The organism is Streptomyces sp. NPDC058632 (assembly GCF_042717095.1).
Lineage (GTDB): Bacteria > Actinomycetota > Actinomycetes > Streptomycetales > Streptomycetaceae > Streptomyces.
This window is the reverse complement of record NZ_JBHXQZ010000020.1, coordinates 21,506-40,836: the sequence shown is the minus strand read 5'-3', so window position 1 is coordinate 40,836 and position 19,331 is coordinate 21,506. Positions and strand designations below refer to the sequence as shown.

Below are 19,331 nucleotides of genomic sequence, written 5' to 3'. Positions count from 1 at the left end.
CGATCGGGACGGTGAAGGGGAGCCGGCGTCCCTACGACGTGTTCCCGACCCCTCACACCCTCACACCCTCACGGCTTCGCCTCCCTCAGCCGTCAGCCGTCAGCCGCCAGCCGTCAGCCGTCGTACGAAGTCCGAGGCCGCGGCCCGTACGTCCTCGGCCGTCCACTCCAGGGCCGCGGCCCGTACGTACACCTCGGTGAAGGCCAGACCTGGTCCCCCCGGCTCCCAGTGGTTGGCGAACAGCACGGTTCCCGTCTCCTCGGCCGCGCGGACGGCGGTTTCGGCCAGGACGCCGGCGTCGTACGGCAGCCAGACCTGGAAGTCGTGGGTGTGCGGCACCTCGGGGTGGACGCGGGCCCACGGCACTCCGGCCGCCGCAAGCCCTTCGCGCAGGGCGGCGGCCACCACGCGCGCGTGGGTGACGTACTCGGGCAGCCGGGGCAGCTCCCGCTCCAGGCCGATCAGGGCGGACAGCGCGGTCGGGAACTGCTGGAAGACATTGCCGCCGTACCGGTGCCGCCAGGCCCTGGCCTCCTCCACCAGCGTCGCCGGACCGGCGAGCGCAGCGCCGCCGAAGCCGTCGAGGGACTTGTAGAACGACACGTAGACGCTGTCCGCCAGGGCGGCGATCTCCTCCAGCGGACGGCCGAAGTGCGTCGTGCACTCCCACAGGCGGGCCCCGTCGAAGTGGACCACGGCCTCGCGGTCCCGCGCGGCGTCCACCACCGCGGTCAGCTCCTCCCAGGTGGGCAGTACGAAGCCGGCGTCCCGGAGGGGGAGTTCCAGCATCAGCGCGCCGAAGGGCTCGTCGAAGTCCCGCACCTCGGCGGCGGTCGGCATCCGGGGCTCGCTGGTCACCCGCACCGGCCGCAGGCCGCCGACCCGGCTGAACGCGTTCCGCTCATGGACCTCGGGGTGGCTGAGCCCGTGCAGTGCGACCACAGGGCTGCCGGTACGGCCCGCCCAGCAGCGCAGGGCCACCTGCTGGGCCATCGTCCCGGTCGGGAAGAACGCGGCGGCCTCGGTGCCCAGGAGCCCGGCGACCCGCTCCTCCAGCGCCTCGACGACGCCGTTGCCGTAGAGGTCGGCCGTCTCGTCCAGGTCGTACACGCTGCCCGCCGCCTCCAGCAGGGCCAGCCGCTCCCGGAGCGGGCCGAGGAAACCGAGGCGCGCGAGCACGCGCGGGGCGCTGCGCCAGGCGGCGATCCGCCGCTCACGGAGCTTTCGGCCCCGTTCCTGATCCGCCCCTTGAGCCGGCTCCTGGTCCGGGACCGGTTTTGCCCCGGTCCGTCGCCCGTCCTGCGTCGTGGTGCCGTTCTCCGCCGTATCGCCCATGCCCGGGATCATCCCGCGTACGGGTGTGCGGGGGCACCCGGGTTTTCCCCGCGGAACCCACAGCCTGTGGACAACCGTGCCCCGGGAACCGCCCGCGTTTCGCGTTAACATGACGAGAAATCGTCCGGTACCCCGAGCGGACTGGAACGGGAAGGCCGTCGTCGCGTGAACACAAGCCCACAGCCGGATCCCAGGGACCGCCCCGCGCGGCTCAGCGTCGGTGTGGTCGGCGCCGGGCGCGTCGGCCCGGCGCTGGCCGCGTCCCTGCAACTCGCCGGACACCGTCCGGTGGCCGTGTCCGCCGTGTCCGCCGTCTCCCGAAGGCGCGCCGAGCAGTTGCTCCCCGACGTGCCGGTGGTCCCGCCCGCCGAGGTGCTGGAGCGGGCCGAACTGGTGCTGCTGACCGTCCCGGACGACGCGCTGCCGGGGCTGGTGGCCGGGCTCGCCGAGACGGGTGCGGTACGGCCGGGACAGCTCCTCGTACACACCTCCGGGCGGTACGGCGCGAAGGTGCTGGACCCCGCCCTGCGGGCCGGCGCGCTGCCGCTGGCCCTGCACCCGGCGATGACGTTCACCGGCACCCCCGTCGACGTGCAGCGGCTCGCCGGATGCTCCTTCGGCGTCACCGCGCCCGAGGAACTGCGGCTGGCCGCCGAGGCCCTGGTGATCGAGATGGGCGGCGAACCGGAGTGGATCGCCGAGGAGAACCGCCCGCTCTACCACGCGGCCCTCGCCCTGGGCGCCAACCATCTGGTCACCCTGGTCGCCCAGTCCCTGGAGCTGCTGCGCACCGCCGGGGTCGAGGCCCCCGACCGGATGCTCGGCCCGCTGCTCGGCGCCGCCCTGGACAACGCCCTGCGCTCCGGTGACGCGGCCCTCACCGGCCCCGTCGCGCGCGGTGACGCCGGTACCGTCTCCGCCCATGTCGCCGAGCTGCGCCGGCACGCCCCGCAGACCGTCGCCGGTTATCTGGCGATGGCCCGCGCGACCGCCGACCGTGCTCTCGCCCACGGCCTGCTGAAGCCGGAACTCGCCGAGGACCTCCTCGGGGTACTCGCCGACGGGACGACGGGCACCACCGGCGAAACGGGCACCACCGGCGAAGGCGAAGGGAACCCCCGATGACCACCACCCTGCTGCGCACCGCCGGCGACCTGCACGCACGCGCGCGCACGGGACGCCGTGCCGTCGTGATGACCATGGGCGCCCTGCACGAGGGCCACGCCACCCTGATCCGCGCCGCGCGCGACCTCGCCGGCCCCGCGGGCGAGGTCGTGGTCACCGTCTTCGTCAACCCGCTGCAGTTCGGCGAGGGCGAGGACCTCGACCGGTATCCGCGCACCCTGGACGCCGACCTCGGGCTCGCCGGGCAGGCGGGCGCGGACGTGGTCTTCGCCCCGTCGGCCGACGAGGTCTACCCGGGCGGCGAGCCCCAGGTCCGCGTCAGCGCCGGACCCATGGGCGAACGACTGGAGGGGGCCGCCCGCCCGGGGCACTTCGACGGCATGCTCACCGTCGTCGCCAAACTGCTGCACCTCACCCGTCCCGACGTCGCCCTGTACGGCCGGAAGGACGCCCAGCAGCTCGCGCTGATCCGCCGTATGGTGCGCGACCTGAACTTCGGCGTCGACATCGTCGGCGTCCCCACCGTCCGCGAGCCCGACGGGCTGGCCCTGTCCAGCCGCAACCGCTACCTCTCCGCCACGGAGCGGCACACCGCGCTCGCCCTGTCCGGCGCGCTGTTCGCCGGACGGGACCGGCACGCCGCGCAGGAGGCACTGCACGCGCGGGCCCGCGAAGTGCCCGCCACGCGCGCGCGTGCCGAGGCGCTGAGCGCGCTCGGGGAGTCCCGCGCGGCGGCCGACACGCACGCCGTCGCCACGGCGGGCGGCCCCGACGCCGTCCGCGGCGCCGCCCGCCAGGTCCTCGACGCGGCCGCCCGCTTCACCCCGCCGCTCACCCTGGACTACCTGGCTCTGGTCGACCCCTCGGACTTCACCGAGATCGGCGACGGCTTCACCGGCGAGGCCGTCCTCGCCGTGGCCGCCCGGGTCGGCACGACCCGCCTGATCGACAACATCCCCCTGACCTTCGGCACCCTCGGAGCCGCCTCGTGACCACCACCGGCATACGACTGCACGCGCCCGCGCCCGGGTGGTCCATCGAGGCGGACGTCGTGGTCGTCGGCTCCGGCGTGGCCGGACTGACCGCCGCGCTGCGCTGCGAGGCCGCCGGACTGGCCACGGTCGTCGTGACCAAGGCCCGGCTCGACGACGGGTCCACCCGTTGGGCCCAGGGCGGCATCGCCGCGGCCCTGGGCGAGGGCGACACCCCCGAACAGCACCGGGACGACACCCTGGTCGCCGGCGCGGGGCTGTGCGACGAGGAGGCGGTCCGCCTCCTCGTCACCGAGGGCCCCGACGCCGTACGCCGGCTCATCGCCACCGGCGCCCACTTCGACGAGTCCGAGGAGGGCAGCCTGGAACTCACCCGCGAGGGCGGCCACCACCGCCGGCGCATCGCGCACGCGGGCGGGGACGCCACCGGCGCGGAGATCTCCCGCGCGCTGGTCGAGGCCGTACACGCGGTCAGGAGGGACGAGCGCGAAGCACTCTCGGGCAAGGGTGGCGGTGGGCGACGGGCGGGACTGCGCACGATCGAGAACGCGCTGGTCCTGGACCTGCTGACCGATGCCGAAGGGCGCAGCGCGGGCGTGACCCTGCACGTCATGGGGGAGGGCCAGCACGACGGCGTGGGGGCCGTGCACGCTCCCGCGGTGGTGCTCGCGACCGGTGGCATGGGGCAGGTCTTCAGCGCGACCACGAACCCCTCCGTCTCGACCGGCGACGGGGTGGCGCTGGCCCTGCGCGCGGGGGCCGAGGTCAGTGACCTCGAGTTCGTGCAGTTCCACCCGACCGTCCTGTTCCTCGGCCCGGACGCGGAGGGCCAGCAGCCCCTGGTCTCCGAGGCGGTACGCGGCGAGGGCGCCCACCTGGTCGACGCCGACGGCGTGCGCTTCATGGTGGGGCAGCACGAGCTCGCCGAGCTCGCCCCGCGGGACATCGTCGCCAAGGGCATCATGCGCCGGATGCGGGAGCGGGACGCCGAGCACATGTACCTCGACGCCCGGCACTTCGGCGCCGACATGTGGGAGCACCGCTTCCCGACGATCCTCGCCGCCTGCCGCGCCCACGGCATCGACCCGGTCACCGAGCCCGTCCCGGTCGCCCCCGCCGCCCACTACGCCTCCGGCGGAGTGCGCACCGACTCCCACGGCCGCACCACCGTCCCCGGCCTCTACGCCTGCGGGGAGGTCGCCTGCACCGGCGTGCACGGAGCCAACCGGCTCGCCTCCAACTCGCTCCTGGAGGGCCTGGTCTACGCGGAGCGCATCGCCGCCGACATCGCCGCGAGCCGGACCGGGAACGCCCTTCGCGCGCGTACGCCGCAGCCCTTCCCGCACGCCGAGCGCCCCGGGCACCCCCTCCTCCCCGCGGAGGCCCGCTTCACCATCCAGCGGATCATGACCGGGGGAGCCGGGGTCCTGCGCTCCGCCGCATCCCTCGAGCAGGCCGCCGACGGGCTCCAGCGGCTGCACGCCGACGCCCGCGACGCCCTCGACGAGCAGGGCAAGACCGCCGAGCCCGGCGTCGACACCTGGGAGGCGACGAACCTCCTGTGCGTCGCCCGCGTCCTGGTCGCCGCCGCGCTGCGGCGCGAGGAGACCCGGGGCTGTCACTGGCGCGAGGACCGGCCCGGGCGCGACGACACCGCCTGGCGCCGCCACATCGTCGTACGGCTGAACCCGGACCGCACGCTGGCGGCGCACACCACCGACGCCACAGACTTCCCCCCGACTCTCCCCGACGCCCCGAACCTCCCGCCCCACGCCTCTCAGGAGCAGTGACAGCAGTGACCACACCAGACCTTCCCCTCGCCTCCTCCGGCGGCTGCGGCGACGGCTGCGCCTGCGGCGCGGACAGCGACGAGAGCTACGACGAGACCTACCTGGAGTGCGGCCTCGACCCCGCGCTCGCCCAGCTCCTGGCCGACGCGGGGCTGGACCCGGTGGAGGTCGAGGACATCGCCAACATCGCCGTCCAGGAGGACCTCGCCCACGGCGTGGACGTGACCACGGTCGCGACCATCCCCGAGGACGCCGTCGCCACCGCCGACTTCACCGCCCGGGAGGCGGGCGTCGTGGCGGGCCTCAGGGTCGCCGAGGCGGTCGTCTCGGTGGTCTGCACGGCGGAGTTCGAGGTGGAACGGCACGTGGAGGACGGAGACCGGGTGGAAGCCGGCGCCAAGCTCCTCTCCGTCACCGCCCGCACCCGCGACCTCCTCACGGCGGAACGCAGCGCCCTGAACCTCCTGTGCCGCCTCTCGGGTGTCGCGACGGCCACGCGCGCGTGGGCGGACGTTCTCGACGGTACGAAGGCCGAGGTCCGCGACACCCGCAAGACCACCCCGGGCCTGCGCTCCCTGGAGAAGTTCGCCGTGCGCTGCGGCGGCGGCGTCAACCACCGCATGTCGCTCTCCGACGCGGCCCTGGTCAAGGACAACCACGTGGTCGCCGCGGGCGGCGTCGCCCAGGCGTTCCAGGCCGTCCGGGAACGCTTCCCCGACGTACCGATCGAGGTCGAGGTCGACACCCTGCACCAGCTCCGCGAGGTCCTGGACGCCGGCGCCGACCTGATCCTGCTGGACAACTTCACCCCCGGCGAGTGCGAGGAGGCGGTGGCTCTCGTCGCAGGCCGCGCCACCCTGGAGGCGTCCGGCCGGCTCACCCTCGACAACGCAGGGGCGTACGCCGACACGGGGGTCGACTACCTCGCCGTGGGCGCCCTCACCCACTCCTCGCCGATCCTGGACATCGGCCTGGACCTGCGAGCGGCTGAGTAGGGGCCGGCCATGCTGCTGACGATCGACGTGGGCAACACGCACACCACCCTGGGCCTGTTCGACGGCGAGGACATCGTCGAACACTGGCGGATCTCCACGGACGCGCGCCGCACCGCCGACGAGCTCGCCGTCCTCCTCCAGGGCCTGATGGGCATGCATCCCCTGCTCGGCGACGAACTGGGCGACGGCATCGACGGCATCGCCATCTGCGCGACCGTCCCCTCCGTCCTGCACGAACTCCGCGAGGTGACCCGCCGCTACTACGGCGACGTCCCCGCGGTCCTGGTCGAGCCGGGCGTCAAGACCGGAGTGCCGATCCTCACCGACAACCCCAAGGAGGTCGGCGCGGACCGCATCATCAACGCGGTCGCCGCCGTCGACCTCTACGGCGGACCCGCCGTCGTCGTCGACTTCGGCACCGCCACCACCTTCGACGCGGTCAGCGCGCGAGGGGAGTACGTCGGCGGCGTGATCGCCCCCGGCATCGAGATCTCCGTCGAGGCGCTCGGCGTCCGCGGCGCGCAGCTCCGCAAGATCGAGGTGGCCCGGCCCCGGAGCGTGATCGGCAAGAACACGGTCGAGGCGATGCAGTCCGGCATCATCTACGGCTTCGCCGGCCAGGTCGACGGCGTCGTCCGCCGGATGGCCCGCGAGCTCTCCGACGACCCCGACGAGGTGACCGTCATCGCGACCGGCGGACTCGCGCCGATGGTCCTGGGCGAGAGCACGGTCATCGACGAGCACGAGCCCTGGCTGACCCTGGTCGGCCTGCGGCTGGTCTACGAACGGAACGTGTCGCGGATGTAGCGCCTCCCGGGCGAGGCGCTCCGGGACCGGGACGCGGGCCACGGGCGGCCGGTGCCGAGCCGTACGGGGGCTGCCCGGTCCGCACGCCCCGTGGAGCGGGGCCGGGCGGACCCGTCGAGCGGTACCTGCTCCCCGCCGGGGCGGCCCGGACGGCCCCCGGACCGCCCCCACCCGGGTGGACCCGCGCGCCACACCCGTGCGTTATGCGTTGTTTGTCTGATTAGCGCGTATCGTCGCGGCATGCCCACGCCCTACGGATCCCGCGGCGGCATGGCGTTCGGCGCGGAGGAGCTGCGTGTGCTCCGCCGCGCCCTCGCCCTCGCCCTGCACCCCACGTCCGCCTCGGCCGAAGACGTCCAGGACTGTCTCCGCCTCGCCGAGTCCCTCGACGAGGCGACGCGGGAGAGTGCCCGACTGCGCGTCTTCCTGGTGGCCGACCTCGGCCGCTACCGCGCAGCCCTCCCCGGCACCGTCGCCGGCTATCTCACGCTTCTGGAGGAGGCGCTGGGTGCCGGCCACCGCCCCGGCGCCGACGACCTCGCCGCCCTCCGGGCGCTGCGCGGCAACCCCGCGGCAGCCGTCCTCCTGGACCGCTGCCGGCTCCTCGCCGAGCAGGACGTGTGCGCCCGCCTCGCCGGCCGTACGGCCCGCGCGGGCTCCGCGGGCTCCCCGCCCGCCGGTCCGCTGCCCAAGGGCCCCCTGTCCGTCGTCCCCGCCTCCCGCACCCGCCTCCTCGCCCTGCCGGGCGGCCAGGCCGCAGAGAACCCCGAGAAGGAGCCGGAGCGCAAGCCGTCCGCTCCCCGGCCCGAACCCGCGCCGGACCCCGCCGCACCCGCGCCCGGCACCCCGAAACCCGGCCGGCCCGTCCCCACCCCGGGCGAGGTCTTCCCCCGCCGCAAGCCCGCCCCGCCCTCGCAGGGCCGGCGACTCGCCGCGGGCTGACGACCCCTGCCGCGGAGCCGCCGCAGGCCCGTCCGCCGCACACCCACCCCCGCCCGGCCGTCGGCCGGGTCCTGGCTACCCTGGATCCATGGACTATGTCTCCGCGCTCCTGCCCCCGGCCGTCATGGCCGTCCTCTTCATCGGCGTGATCCGGGTGATCGTGAAGACCCAGGGCGGCGCCAACAAGACCAAGGAGGACGCCGCCGTGGACGCGGCCCTCGCCCGCGCGGAGGCACCCCACCAGGCCCCCGCCAAGACCGAGGCCTGACCAAGGGCTGCCCGGCCGGCCGCTGCCCGACCCGCCGCTGCCCGGCCGGCCGCGGGTGGCACGGGAGACGGACCCGGCGTACGACTCGAGCGTGACCGAGCGCGAGTCGTACGCCCTTTTCGTTCATGTGTGCCGCCCTTCATGCGCACTCGGCACGCCATGGTGTGGATTTCACACTATTATTACGAGATGTGCCTCGCCCCTTGGGAGAACTCGAAGACGCGGTCATGACGCGGGTGTGGAAGTGGAACCGCCCGGTCACCGTCAGGGAAGTCCTCGAAGATCTGCAGAAGGAACGGTCCATCGCGTACACCACGGTGATGACCGTTCTGGACAATCTCCATCAGAAGGGCTGGGTGCGCCGCCAGGCGGAAGGCCGGGCCTATCGATATGAGGCGGTCTCCACCCGCGCCGCGTACGCCGCCGCGCTGATGAACGAGGCCTGGTCGCAGAGCGACAACGCCGCCGCCGCACTCGTCGCCTTCTTCGGGATGATGAGCGAGGAACAGCGCCAGGCCCTCACGGATGCCGTACGCGTCGCACCCCTTCCGGAAACCACGGAACAACGCCGGCCGGCCGAACAGCCGGGATCGGCCGAACAGCCGGGATCGGCGGAACAGCCGGGAACGGTCGAACAAGCCGGATCGCCCGAACAACCCCCGCCCGCGGAACCCTCTGCGGAGAACCCCGCCTCGGCCGAGGGCCCGCGCGGGCGATAGCGTCCGCTCATGTCAGCAGACAGCCCGGATGTCCCCGCAAAATCCATCACCGTCCGGCGGGCCCGCACCAGCGATGTTCCCGCAGTACGTCACCTCCTTGACGCCTACGTCCGCAAGGGCATCCTGCTCGACAAAGCGACGGTGACGCTTTACGAGGCCATCCAGGAGTTCTGGATCGCGGAACGGGACGACACCGGGGAGGTCGTCGGCTGCGGCGCGCTGCACGTGATGTGGGAAGACCTCGCGGAAGTCCGTACTCTCGCCGTGAAGCCCGGGCTGAAGGGCGCCGGTGTGGGGCATCGCTTGATGGAGAAGTTGCTGGAGACCGCCCGCCGGCTCGGTGTTCGCCGCGTTTTCTGCCTGACCTTCGAAGTCGAGTTCTTCGGCAAGCACGGCTTCGTGGAGATCGGTGAGACGCCCTTGGACGCCGATGTGTACGCCGAGCTGCTGCGTTCCTATGACGAGGGTGTCGCGGAGTTCCTCGGTCTCGAACGAGTGAAACCGAACACTCTGGGCAACAGTCGGATGCTTCTGCATCTGTGATCGTCGGCGTTCCGTACCCGGCGCCTTGCGGCGGAGGCCCTCGGTAGGCGACGCCGGGGCATATTCCGTACTTGCTTCCGTAGTTGCTTCGCCGCTGTGGGCCTTGCCGGGGTCCCTATGTCCGAAACGCGCACGTTTCCGGGCCGCGGGCGGGCAGCGTGTCTCTCCCCGGGGTTTGTGTTTTTCCGGCAAAAGCGGTTTGCTTTCCGACGTACTGCAGTAGTGCATATAACAGGGGACGGCGATACGGCGAACGCCGGTACACCCAGGCCCTGACGTTATCGATGAAAGGAAATCCGGTGGCACAGAAGGTTCAGGTCCTTCTTGTCGACGACCTCGACGGCGGCGAGGCGGACGAGACCGTGACGTTCGCGTTGGACGGCAAGACATACGAGATCGATCTCACCACTGCCAATGCGGACAAGCTCCGTGGCCTTCTCGAGCCTTACGTGAAGGGCGGCCGTCGTACGGGAGGCCGTGCTTCGGGCGGGCGTGGAAAGGCGCGTGCGGCTTCCGGCGGCACCCAGGACACCGCGGCGATCCGCGCCTGGGCGAAGGAGAACGGCCACGAGGTCAACGACCGCGGCCGGGTCCCCGCGGCCATTCGCGAGGCCTACGAGCAGGCCAACGGCTGACTGTCGGTCCGTTCCGCCTCGCGCGCCCCGGCCGGCGTCCGGTCACGGGCGTGCAGGAGCCGGATCCGGTGGCACTGTGTGGCCACCGTGTTCACCAGCCGTACGAGATCGGGGGCGTCCCCACGGCCCCCCGTCGCCGACAGTGTCGGCAGCGAGGCCTCGACCTCGCGCCCCGGCTCGGGGGGCCGCAGCCACACGGCGGCCCCCTGTGTACCGGCGTGGTCCGGTGGGAGCGGCCGGACGGCACCGGGGCCGGCGGTCCCCGGGGGCGACGGAGCGTCGATGAGACCGCCCGCGCCGATCGCGGCCAGATCGAGGGCCAGCGTGCCCCACTCCAGCCAGGCGAGCAGCCCCGGCAGTTCCTCCGCGCTGCCCGCGGCCACCAGCAGCCGCATCCGGCCGCCCTGCAGGGCCACCGGCCCCAGGAGCTCCAGACGCTCCAGAGCCGCATGACCGGCTTCGGCGGGGACGTCCAGGACGTCGAAGCGCACCCCCACCCCCAGGCGTACCGGAGAACCGGGCACCGTCGGCCACCCTTGTTCGTCCTCGTACCAACGCCGGACCGGATCATCCGGACCGCCCTGGGCCTCCTCGGCCGCGGTGACGGAACGGTGCGCGGGGACGAACGGGACCGAGGCGGCGGGAGCGACGGAGGAGGCGGTGCCGGTCATGCCGGGCGCAACCGCCGGAAGGCCGTTCGAGTTACGCTGGGTGCGCATGTGTACGCACGGGGTGTCGAACGCGGAGGCGTGCGGGGGTCCGGGGAGGCACAAGGTTGTTCGCCCGTAGCGGAGGGAACTCCTGTACCCGGCATGGACTGTCGGTCGCAGCGGGTAAGACATTCCTAGTGGGAGGGGGGCGACACGCAGTGCGGCAGGTCTCGCGTTCGCCATCGGCGTACTGGCGATAGGGGTAACTGCCTGGTCTGCGGGAACATCGTCTCGCACCATCAGGTTGGAGCATATGTCGGCGTTCGGGGTCAGGAGGCCATCGACGGTGTCGGCAGTTGGAATGAGCGGTCCCCGCTTGCGGGACTAAGCTGCGGAAGGACAGGGAGGGGAAGTTCCCCCCACTGCCTGACCGCTCTGAGGAGCGATTAACGATGTTCGAGAGGTTCACCGACCGCGCGCGGCGGGTTGTCGTCCTGGCTCAGGAAGAAGCCCGGATGCTCAACCACAACTACATCGGCACTGAGCACATCCTCCTGGGCCTGATCCACGAGGGTGAGGGTGTCGCCGCCAAGGCCCTTGAGAGCCTCGGGATTTCGCTCGAGGCGGTCCGCCAGCAGGTGGAGGAGATCATCGGGCAGGGCCAGCAGGCCCCGTCGGGTCACATCCCCTTCACCCCCCGTGCCAAGAAGGTTCTCGAGCTGTCGCTCCGTGAGGCGCTGCAGCTGGGTCACAACTACATCGGCACGGAGCACATCCTGCTCGGCCTGATCCGTGAGGGCGAGGGCGTCGCCGCCCAGGTCCTGGTCAAGCTGGGCGCAGATCTGAACCGTGTGCGGCAGCAGGTCATCCAGCTGCTCTCCGGTTACCAGGGCAAGGAGACCGCCACCGCCGGCGGTCCTGCCGAGGGCACCCCCTCCACGTCCCTGGTTCTCGACCAGTTCGGCCGGAACCTCACCCAGGCCGCTCGTGAGTCCAAGCTCGACCCGGTCATCGGGCGCGAGAAGGAGATCGAGCGGGTCATGCAGGTGCTGTCCCGCCGCACCAAGAACAACCCGGTGCTGATCGGTGAGCCCGGCGTCGGCAAGACCGCCGTCGTCGAGGGCCTCGCCCAGGCCATCGTCAAGGGCGAGGTGCCCGAGACCCTCAAGGACAAGCACCTCTACACCCTGGACCTCGGTGCCCTGGTCGCGGGCTCCCGCTACCGCGGTGACTTCGAGGAGCGCCTGAAGAAGGTGCTCAAGGAGATCCGTACCCGCGGCGACATCATCCTGTTCATCGACGAGCTGCACACGCTGGTCGGTGCGGGTGCCGCCGAGGGCGCCATCGACGCGGCCTCCATCCTGAAGCCGATGCTGGCGCGTGGTGAGCTCCAGACCATCGGCGCGACCACGCTGGACGAGTACCGCAAGCACCTGGAGAAGGACGCGGCCCTCGAGCGCCGCTTCCAGCCGATCCAGGTCGCCGAGCCGTCCCTGCCGCACACCATCGAGATCCTCAAGGGGCTGCGCGACCGGTACGAGGCGCACCACCGTGTCTCGATCACCGACGAGGCACTGGTGCAGGCCGCCACCCTGGCCGACCGGTACATCTCGGACCGCTTCCTCCCGGACAAGGCGATCGACCTGATCGACGAGGCCGGCTCGAGGATGCGCATCCGCCGGATGACCGCGCCGCCGGACCTGCGCGAGTTCGACGAGAAGATCGCCGGTGTCCGCCGGGACAAGGAGTCCGCGATCGACTCGCAGGACTTCGAGAAGGCCGCCTCCCTGCGCGACAAGGAGAAGCAGCTCCTCGCCGCCAAGGCCAAGCGGGAGAAGGAGTGGAAGGCCGGCGACATGGACGTCGTCGCCGAGGTCGACGGCGACCTGATCGCCGAGGTCCTCGCCACGGCCACCGGCATCCCGGTCTTCAAGCTGACCGAGGAGGAGTCCTCGCGTCTGCTGCGCATGGAGGACGAGCTCCACAAGCGGGTCATCGGCCAGAAGGACGCCGTCAAGGCGCTGTCGAAGGCGATCCGCCGTACGCGTGCCGGTCTGAAGGACCCGAAGCGTCCCGGTGGCTCGTTCATCTTCGCCGGCCCGTCCGGTGTCGGTAAGACCGAGCTGTCCAAGGCCCTCGCCGAGTTCCTGTTCGGTGACGAGGACGCGCTGATCTCCCTCGACATGTCGGAGTTCAGCGAGAAGCACACGGTCTCGCGTCTCTTCGGTTCGCCCCCCGGCTACGTGGGCTACGAGGAGGGCGGTCAGCTGACGGAGAAGGTGCGCCGCAAGCCGTTCTCGGTCGTCCTCTTCGACGAGGTCGAGAAGGCCCACCCGGACATCTTCAACTCGCTGCTGCAGATCCTGGAGGACGGTCGTCTGACCGACTCCCAGGGCCGGGTCGTGGACTTCAAGAACACGGTCATCATCATGACGACCAACCTCGGCACCCGGGACATCTCCAAGGGCTTCAACCTGGGCTTCGCCGCCGCGGGCGACAAGAAGTCCAACTACGAGCGCATGAAGAACAAGGTGTCGGACGAGCTCAAGCAGCACTTCCGTCCCGAGTTCCTCAACCGTGTCGACGACGTGGTCGTGTTCCCGCAGCTGTCCCAGGAGGACATCCTCGCGATCGTCGACCTGATGATCGACAAGGTGGACGAGCGCCTGAAGGACCGGGACATGGGCATCGAGCTCTCCCCGGCCGCCAAGGAGCTGCTGTCCACCAGGGGTTACGACCCCGTGCTGGGCGCCCGGCCGCTGCGCCGGACCATCCAGCGCGAGATCGAGGACTCGCTGTCGGAGAAGATCCTCTTCGGCGAGCTGCGTCCCGGCCACATCGTGGTCGTGGACACCGAGGGCGAGGGCGAGAGCGCGACCTTCACCTTCCGCGGTGAGGAGAAGGCGGCCCTGCCCGACGTCCCGCCGGTCGAGCAGGCGGCCGGCGGAGCCGGTCCGAATCTCAGCAAGGACGCGTAAGCACGTCAGTGTGTGACGCGTCAGCGTGACGGCAGCCGAAAGGGGCCGGTGCCCGAGAGGGGCACCGGCCCCTTTCGCATGCCGTGTCCGGGGTTACGAGAGCCGGCCGTCGTAGTCCGGCAGCTTGTAGGTCCTCTCGGCGTGGCCGCCCGACAGGTCGGTGTCGTTGTTGCCGATGTTGGCGATGATCGTGTAGCCCTTCGACTCGATGTCGACGCGCTTGGCCGTCTTGTACGCGGCCACGTTCCGGAACAGGTCGGTGAAGCTGCGGACGTACAGTCCGGCGGACTCGTATCCGGCGTGGTCGAGGTTGTACTCGGTGAAGGCCTCGATGATGCCCGGCCGGGCGGTCACGAAGAACACCGCGACCCCGCGCTCCTGGGCGTACTGCGCGACCTCCAGGACCGGCTCGTTGGCCGGCGCGGGGAAGCTGAACCCGAAGTCGGACTCCAGGGCGGTGTTGTCGATGTCGAGGACGATCGCCTGCTTCTCGCCCGGCCGCGGGTTCGCGATCCGCTGCCGCAGCTGCGGCAGGGCCTGGTCCATGACCGCCTGGCAGTCCCGCTGCCAGGTGTCGTAGTCGACGTCTGCGGCGGCTGCCGTGGCCGTCGCGGTGGCCGTCGCGGTGGCCGTCGTCGAGGTGCCGGAGGCGGTCGCCGCCTGGGCGGGGACGGCCAGGGCCATCAGGGCCGTGGTGGAGACGGCGGTGACCGATGCACGGCGCAGCCAGGGGCGTCGGCTTCTCATGTGGCGGGGGGTCCTCTCGGGCTCGTAACGCTGCCAGTGGGCCGATGTGTCGTGTGCATGTTCGTCGTGGAGGGTGACGCGAGGTGAACCGTAGGGTTACCGCGCGGTAGGCGGCTAGAGAGGCGCACGCCACATTTATGGAATGTCCGAACCCCGCCCCCGGTGACATGCTCCACAGGCGTTTCGTCCGGTACTAGCCGGAATAGTGGGGAAGTGCCGAAGCGCAAAACGGACATTTAACGTAAAACTCCGATCGATCAGCCTCGAATGGGGCTTTCGTCCGGTACGGGTGAAGTGTCAAGAGACGTTCATCTCACTGAGGAAGTACGAAGGTCTGTCGTAGATAACCCTTTTTGTGCCTTTGTGGGCGGAGGGGTTACCAAGGGATAGCCACTTCGGAGCGGACCTGTTCGCCCGGTGGTTTTCCTTTGCTCCCTTCCTCGCGAGGTTCAGATGTCCCAGCGCGTCACGCCCCGTTCCTTCCTCACGTCCCACCTCCGCACCCGCGCGGCCGTCATGGCCGCCGGTCTGGGAGTCACGGGCGTCGTGGGAGCCGGGATCGCGGCCGCCGCCGACACCACGGCCGCCACCGGCAACACCGCCAGGGCCGTGCAGGCTCAGGCGGACGTCCAGGCCGAGGCCGCGAAGTCCAAGGCCGCGAAGACCAAGGCCGCCGAGAACAAGAAGTCCGCCGAGGCGAAGAAGGCCGAGAAGGCCGAGAAGCCGGCTCAGCCCGCCAAGAAGAAGGCGTCCTGGGTCGACCCGGTGAAGAAGTACAAGATCTCCGCCGGCTACGCCCAGGCCGGCGGCATGTGGCAGTCCGCCCACAGCGGGCAGGACTACGCGGTCCCCAACGGCACCAAGGTCGTGGCCGCGCACGGCGGCACGATCGTCAAGGCGGGCGGCAACGGCGCCGGCGACGGCCCGGCCTACGGCAACGCCGTGGTCATCAACCACGGCAACGGGACGTACTCCCAGTACGCCCACCTCTCCGAGGTGAACGTGCAGCCCGGCCAGGTCGTCAAGACCGGCCAGAAGATCGCCGCGTCCGGCAACACCGGCAACTCCAGCGGCCCCCACCTGCACTTCGAGATCCGGACCAGCCCGAACTACGGCTCCGCGATCGACCCGGTCCAGTTCCTGCGCGGCAAGGGCGTGCAGTTCTGAGGACTCCGGTCCGCCGGCCGGGTCCCGGTCCAGGGCCTCCTCGGCCGGACGTCTACGGCAGTAGCGGATGGCTCCCGGTGTTCGTCGGCGCGTGCTCCGGCAGCCACAGCACGGCGACCGCGCCCTCGGCCGGCGCGTCCTCGGACGCGCCGGCCGGCCGCACGTTGCGGAAGGTCAGCCGTGCCCCCAGCACCCGGGCCTGCCCGGCCGCGATGGTCAGGCCCAGGCCGTGACCGCGCCCGGCCCGGTCCGTACTGCCGGTGCGGAACCGGCTCGGTCCCTCGGCAAGCAGGTCCGCGGGAAAACCGGGCCCATGGTCACGGACCCGGACGACCCGCCCCTCGACGGAGACCTCGATGGGCGGCCTGCCGTGCCGGGCGGCATTGGCCAGCAGGTTGAACAGCACCCGCTCCAGACGCCGCGGATCAGTGGTGACCTCCGACTCGCGCACCACGCGCACCGTGACGTCCGGGTCCCCAGGCCCTCCCGCCTGGACCAGGCCGGGCTCGCGGGCCCTGGCCTGATCCAGACGGGAGGACCTGACCGCGACCCGCCGGGCGACGAACTCGCCCAGCAGGATGTCCTGCAGTTCGGCCCGCTCGGACGCACCGTCCAGCCGGGCCACCTCCAGGACGTCCTCGACCAGGGTGCGCATGGCTTTCGCCCGGTCCAGCACCAGCTCGGTCGGCCGGCCGGGCGGCAGCAGTTCGGCGGCGGTCAGCAGACCGGTGACCGGGGTGCGCAGTTCGTGCGCGATGTCGGCGGTGACCCGGCGTTCGGCCTCCAGCCGCTGACGCAGCGCGTCCGCCATCGCGTCCACCGCGCTGGCCAGGTCGTCGGTCTCGTCCCGGACGACCCCGCCGATGGCCTCGCGCACCCGGACCTCCGTCTCCCCCTTGGCGACCCGGTTGGCGGCGCTCGCCGCCTTGCGCAGCCGGCGGGACAGATGTCCGCCGATCAGCACCCCGAGCGCGCTGCCGCCCAGGACGACCGCGATGGAACCGATCACCAGGGCCTGGTCGAGATCCTTGAGGATGTCCGAGCTGCGGTCCGTGAAGCCTGAGTGCAGGGACATGACATGGCCGTTCTTCAGCGGTACGGCCGCCCAGATGTCCGGCGCCCCGCCCGGCCGGTCGGCCACGTAGGTGGCCCGCCGGCCCTCCTTCACCTTCGCCCGCAGCTCCGCCGGCAGCTCGGGGTCGTCGACCTTGGTGTTGGGGAAGTTCAGCCGCCCGGACAGCTCGTAGTTGCGCTGGGCGATCATGATGCGCTCGTCGGCGAGATCGCGCGCGTTGTCCAGCATCGACACCCGGGCCGCGTTGTGCACGACCAGGCTCAGCGCGACCGCCACCAGCGCGCCGACCAGGGCGATGGCGGCGCTGAGCTTCCATCTCAGCCCGGTGAGGACGCCCGCCCGCTCGAGTCCCGCACCCACCAGCCGTCCGACGTGTCGCCGCATGTCCGTGCTCAGGCCTTCAGTTTGTAGCCGAAGCCGCGGACCGTCTCGATGCGGTCCTGGCCGATCTTCCCGCGCAGCCGCTGCACATGGACGTCGACGACGCGGGTGTCGCCGCCCCACCCGTACTCCCACACACGTTCGAGCAGCCGGTCGCGGGAGAGGACGGTGCCCGGCGCCGAGGAGAACTCCAGCAGCAGCCGCATCTCGGTCGGAGTCAGCGCCACCGGGGTCCCCGCCCGACGCACCTCCATGCCCACGGTGTCGATCTCCAGTTCACCGAAGGCCAGCGCGGCGGCAAGGACCCCGGCCCCCGCTTCCTCCCGGCCACCGTTCGCCCGGTCGAACCGGCGCAGCACCGCCCGGATGCGGGCGACCAGGACGGCACCGTCGAACGGCTTGGTCACGTAGTCGTCGGCGCCGGCCTCCAGGCCCAGGACCACGTCGATGGCGTCCGCCCGCGCCGACAGCATGATCACCGGCACCATCGACTCGTCGCGGATGCTCCGGCACAGGCTGACGCCGTCGAGGCCGGGCACCATGACGTCGAGCAGCGCGATGTCCGGCCGGTCGGCGCGGAACGCCTCCAGACCCGACAGCCCGTCGGGCATCGCGGTGACCGCGAAGCCGTCCCGCTCCAGGGCGAGCTGGGTGGCCTCGCGGATGACGTCGTCGTCCTCGACGAACAGGACGTGGGTCTGGTCTGCCATCCCGGTGCTCTCAGTTCTCGGTTCTTGTTCTCAGGTCTCGTGCCCGGTGCCCGGTGCCCGGTTCTTGTGCGGTGTCGGGCCGGTGGGAGGGTTTCGCCCCGCCCACCGGACGGACGCGGGGACCGCGCGGAGGGTTCATCCCCTTCATCGGACCGCGCGGCCCGCCGGTTCACGCCGCGCGCCCTCACCTGTGGTCCGGGTCCCCCGCTCCGGGCCGGTCCTGCTCCCGGGTCCCGGATCTCAGCTGTCCGGCATCGGTGTCGGCTCCGCACCGGACACCTTGCCGTAGTCGTTGTGGGTGCGGAACTCCTCGGCGAACCGGCCCGCGGTCCAGCGGTAGGTGATCACGTTCTCGCCGGACGGGCTCGACACCGGGTCGCCCCGGTCGTACACCTGCATCGTCACCACCAGGTCCCCGCGGTCGATCTCCGCGTACACGGGGGGCTCCTCGGTCCGGAACACGTTCACGTACGCACCATCCTGGTCGCGGTACACGTACGAACCGACGCCCACCGCGTCTCCGCAGGTCAGAACGTTGACGACGACGTCGTTCGAGGTCCCCCCGGTGAGATTGCCGTAGCTCACGTCGACGGGGTACTCGTCGCCCACGCACGGCTCCAGCTCCCGCTTGACCGCCGCGGAGACGGCCGGGTCCCCCTTGACCAGCCGCACCGCGTCCACCCGGCCCCCGGCCCCGGGCGCGGCCTCCGCCCGCGGGGGCGCGGGCAGGGAGGAGGACGAGGAGGTGGGCCGAGGGCTCACCACGGAGTCCGCGTGCGCGGGGCCCTCGTCACGGGCACCGGTGCCGCCCGTACCGCAGGCGGTGACGAAAAGGGTGAGGGCGACGAACACGGACATCGCCGTGGTCGCCGCCCGGGCGGTTCTCCGGACCCGCATGGGTCCCGCGCCGGTCAGGCCGCGCAACGCTCCCGCTCCTCACGCTCCAGCGCGCGTGCGTCCAGTTCGCGGGCTTCCAGCTCCTCGCGGAGCCGGGCGAGCGCCCGGTGCAGCGTGCTCTTGACCGTTCCGGCCGACATGCCGAGTGCGGCGGCCGTCTCCTCCGTGGACATCTGCTCCCAGTGTCGCAGCACCACCACGCTGCGCTGCTTCGGGGCGAGCACCTTCAGTACGTCCATCAGGAGGGCGCGGTCGGCGTGCTGCTCGGTGGCGTCGTCCACGCAGGCGTCCGGGAGCTGCTCGGTGGGCACCTCCTCCAGCTTGCGGGCGCGCCACCACTCGGTCCGGGTGTTGATCATGACGCGGCGCAGGTAGGCGTCGGCCAGCCGCTTGTCGGCGATCCCGTCCCAGCGGCCGTACGTCCGGGCCAGCGCGGTCTGCAGCAGGTCCTGCGCGTCGACGGGGTCCGGAACCAGACGGCGGGCGCTGCGCAGCAGCGCGTCCTGCCGGGTGCGGACGTACTCCTCGAACCCGAGCACCTCGCCCTGCGCCATGGTGAACCGCCTTCCGCTCCC

19 protein-coding genes are annotated in these 19,331 nt (G+C 71.7%); 12 read left to right on the top strand and 7 right to left on the bottom strand.

Annotation, left to right across the window (positions count from 1 at the left end):
- Positions 1–99 precede the first annotated feature (99 nt).
- Positions 100–1,335: a threonine aldolase family protein gene (locus ACFWVE_RS10400; RefSeq protein ID WP_384010396.1), complete on the bottom strand. Its 1,236-nt coding sequence runs from the start codon at positions 1,333–1,335 to the stop codon at positions 100–102.
- A gap of 165 nt (positions 1,336–1,500) precedes the next feature.
- Here ACFWVE_RS10400 and ACFWVE_RS10395 point away from each other — a divergent pair, with 165 nt between their 5' ends.
- The 10 genes from ACFWVE_RS10395 (at position 1,501) to ACFWVE_RS10350 (ending at position 10,151) form a co-directional block, all read left to right on the top strand.
- The gene (locus tag ACFWVE_RS10395; RefSeq protein WP_384010393.1) at positions 1,501–2,460 is read left to right on the top strand and encodes a Rossmann-like and DUF2520 domain-containing protein; all 960 of its coding nucleotides are present in this window, start codon (positions 1,501–1,503) and stop codon (positions 2,458–2,460) included.
- Positions 2,457–3,452, top strand: coding sequence for a pantoate--beta-alanine ligase (panC, locus tag ACFWVE_RS10390; RefSeq protein ID WP_384010390.1), 996 nt, complete (start codon positions 2,457–2,459; stop codon positions 3,450–3,452). Before ACFWVE_RS10395 ends, panC begins: the two co-directional genes overlap by 4 nt.
- Entirely contained in the window at positions 3,449–5,242 is a 1,794-nt protein-coding gene (locus tag ACFWVE_RS10385; RefSeq protein WP_384010386.1) for an L-aspartate oxidase, read from the top strand. Before panC ends, ACFWVE_RS10385 begins: the two co-directional genes overlap by 4 nt.
- 5 nt (positions 5,243–5,247) lie before the next feature.
- Positions 5,248–6,237, top strand: coding sequence for a carboxylating nicotinate-nucleotide diphosphorylase (gene nadC / locus ACFWVE_RS10380; RefSeq protein WP_384010381.1), 990 nt, complete (start codon positions 5,248–5,250; stop codon positions 6,235–6,237).
- A 9-nt stretch (positions 6,238–6,246) separates the two neighbouring features.
- Positions 6,247–7,044, top strand: coding sequence for a type III pantothenate kinase (locus ACFWVE_RS10375; protein WP_384010376.1), 798 nt, complete (start codon positions 6,247–6,249; stop codon positions 7,042–7,044).
- Positions 7,045–7,314: 270 nt separating this feature from the next.
- Entirely contained in the window at positions 7,315–7,986 is a 672-nt protein-coding gene (locus ACFWVE_RS10370; protein ID WP_384010524.1) for a hypothetical protein, read from the top strand.
- An 88-nt stretch (positions 7,987–8,074) separates the two neighbouring features.
- Complete coding sequence (locus ACFWVE_RS10365; protein ID WP_384010369.1) at positions 8,075–8,254, top strand: hypothetical protein; 180 nt, start codon at positions 8,075–8,077, stop codon at positions 8,252–8,254.
- A 191-nt stretch (positions 8,255–8,445) separates the two neighbouring features.
- A complete protein-coding gene (locus ACFWVE_RS10360) occupies positions 8,446–8,973 on the top strand; it encodes a BlaI/MecI/CopY family transcriptional regulator (protein ID WP_384010521.1) in 528 nt (175 codons plus the stop codon).
- A 9-nt stretch (positions 8,974–8,982) separates the two neighbouring features.
- Positions 8,983–9,516 (top strand): amino-acid N-acetyltransferase, encoded by a 534-nt coding sequence (locus tag ACFWVE_RS10355; protein WP_384010366.1) that lies wholly within the window; start codon positions 8,983–8,985, stop codon positions 9,514–9,516.
- A gap of 299 nt (positions 9,517–9,815) precedes the next feature.
- Positions 9,816–10,151, top strand: coding sequence for an Lsr2 family protein (locus ACFWVE_RS10350; RefSeq protein ID WP_384010363.1), 336 nt, complete (start codon positions 9,816–9,818; stop codon positions 10,149–10,151).
- On the opposite strand, the gene ACFWVE_RS10345 is transcribed toward ACFWVE_RS10350, so the two are convergent.
- Positions 10,130–10,822, bottom strand: a complete 693-nt coding sequence (locus ACFWVE_RS10345; protein ID WP_384010361.1) for an SCO3374 family protein — start codon at positions 10,820–10,822, stop codon at positions 10,130–10,132. The genes ACFWVE_RS10350 and ACFWVE_RS10345 overlap by 22 nt on opposite strands.
- A 431-nt stretch (positions 10,823–11,253) precedes the next feature.
- On the opposite strand from ACFWVE_RS10345, the gene ACFWVE_RS10340 reads away from it, so the two are divergent.
- Complete coding sequence (locus ACFWVE_RS10340; RefSeq protein ID WP_384010359.1) at positions 11,254–13,779, top strand: ATP-dependent Clp protease ATP-binding subunit; 2,526 nt, start codon at positions 11,254–11,256, stop codon at positions 13,777–13,779.
- A gap of 93 nt (positions 13,780–13,872) precedes the next feature.
- Here the strand turns inward: ACFWVE_RS10340 and ACFWVE_RS10335 are convergent, their stop codons facing one another.
- Complete coding sequence (locus ACFWVE_RS10335; RefSeq protein WP_384010355.1) at positions 13,873–14,526, bottom strand: HAD family acid phosphatase; 654 nt, start codon at positions 14,524–14,526, stop codon at positions 13,873–13,875.
- A gap of 453 nt (positions 14,527–14,979) precedes the next feature.
- Between ACFWVE_RS10335 and ACFWVE_RS10330 the strand changes: the two genes are divergently transcribed.
- Positions 14,980–15,693 carry a M23 family metallopeptidase gene (locus ACFWVE_RS10330; protein WP_384010352.1) on the top strand — a complete coding sequence of 238 codons (714 nt, stop codon included), beginning with the start codon at positions 14,980–14,982 and terminating at the stop codon, positions 15,691–15,693.
- Positions 15,694–15,745: 52 nt separating this feature from the next.
- On the opposite strand, the gene ACFWVE_RS10325 is transcribed toward ACFWVE_RS10330, so the two are convergent.
- The 4 genes from ACFWVE_RS10325 to ACFWVE_RS10310 all read right to left on the bottom strand — a co-directional run bounded on the left by ACFWVE_RS10325 (position 15,746) and on the right by ACFWVE_RS10310 (position 19,310).
- Positions 15,746–17,152 carry an ATP-binding protein gene (locus ACFWVE_RS10325; RefSeq protein WP_384010350.1) on the bottom strand — a complete coding sequence of 469 codons (1,407 nt, stop codon included), beginning with the start codon at positions 17,150–17,152 and terminating at the stop codon, positions 15,746–15,748.
- An 8-nt stretch (positions 17,153–17,160) separates the two neighbouring features.
- Entirely contained in the window at positions 17,161–17,859 is a 699-nt protein-coding gene (gene cseB, locus ACFWVE_RS10320) for a two-component system response regulator CseB (RefSeq protein ID WP_384010347.1), read from the bottom strand.
- 240 nt (positions 17,860–18,099) lie between these two features.
- Positions 18,100–18,783 carry a hypothetical protein gene (locus tag ACFWVE_RS10315; RefSeq protein ID WP_384010344.1) on the bottom strand — a complete coding sequence of 228 codons (684 nt, stop codon included), beginning with the start codon at positions 18,781–18,783 and terminating at the stop codon, positions 18,100–18,102.
- Positions 18,771–19,310, bottom strand: a complete 540-nt coding sequence (locus ACFWVE_RS10310; protein WP_042174309.1) for a SigE family RNA polymerase sigma factor — start codon at positions 19,308–19,310, stop codon at positions 18,771–18,773. Before ACFWVE_RS10310 ends, ACFWVE_RS10315 begins: the two co-directional genes overlap by 13 nt.
- Between the last annotated feature and the right edge of the window lie 21 nt (positions 19,311–19,331).